This is a genomic window from Mesorhizobium sp. M7A.F.Ca.CA.004.06.1.1, from assembly GCF_003999135.1.
GTDB lineage: Bacteria > Pseudomonadota > Alphaproteobacteria > Rhizobiales > Rhizobiaceae > Mesorhizobium.
Genome location: NZ_RZPQ01001301.1, coordinates 1 through 782, shown reverse-complemented (window position 1 = coordinate 782; position 782 = coordinate 1). Strand labels below are relative to the sequence as shown.

Sequence of the window (782 nt, the reverse complement as noted above, 5' to 3'; positions counted from 1 at the left end):
GTGAAGGCACTTACGGTCATCCCGGAAGCAGGCAATCCATAGTAGACCATCTGCAGGACGACGAGTGCAGGCGCACCACGCCCGATCTCGACCAATACCACCGCGAAATAGCGGACGAGCCTGTTTCCAGAGGAAGAGGCAAGCGCAAGAACGAGGCCGATAGGCAATCCGAACAGCAGCGCCAGGCCCGCCAACTGAAGACTGACAATAGCTCCTTGGAAAAGCTGGGGCGACCAGTCCAGCCAGTTAGCCAGCATCTCGCTCATTTCGCTTGCCCCCTTGAGCGCAGCCGCCCGTCCACGGCGCGTGCCAACACGACAACGGGTATGGACAGCACGATGTAGAGAAGCGCGGCGAAAATGAACGGCGCGAAGCTGCCGCCGCCGCCTTGAGCCTGCTGCGATGCGTACATCATCACGTCGCGGACACCGATCGTGGAGGCCACGGTCGTGTCTTTGAGCAGGCTAACAAGGAAGGTCGCCATGGGTGGAACCGAGACGCGCAGGACCTGCGGCGCCAGGATATAGCGCAGCGTATCCAGGCGCGACATACCGAGCGCCGTGGACGCCTCCCGCTGGCCCTTCGAGAGGGCCAGGAAGCCACCCCTATAGATTTCAGCGAGATAGGCCGTTGATACCAACCCCATGCCCAGGATGGCAGCCTGATATGAACTGAGAACGATCACTCCGCTGCCCAATCCGAAGAAAATAATGAACAGCCAGACGATCGGCGGGATTCCTCGGACAACGTCGATGTATAGGCGCGCCGGCGCGCTTAGCAGA

The 782-nt window shown here is 60.6% G+C and carries 2 protein-coding genes; both read right to left on the bottom strand.

Annotated elements, in window-relative coordinates; translation table 11 throughout:
• Nucleotides 1-266, bottom strand: a 266-nt coding sequence (locus EN906_RS35935; RefSeq protein WP_164777698.1) for an ABC transporter permease subunit, incomplete at its 3' end; no start/stop codon positions are given.
• On the bottom strand, nucleotides 263-782 hold a 520-nt coding region (locus EN906_RS35930), incomplete at its 5' end, for an amino acid ABC transporter permease (protein WP_164777697.1). The genes EN906_RS35930 and EN906_RS35935, both read right to left, overlap by 4 nt.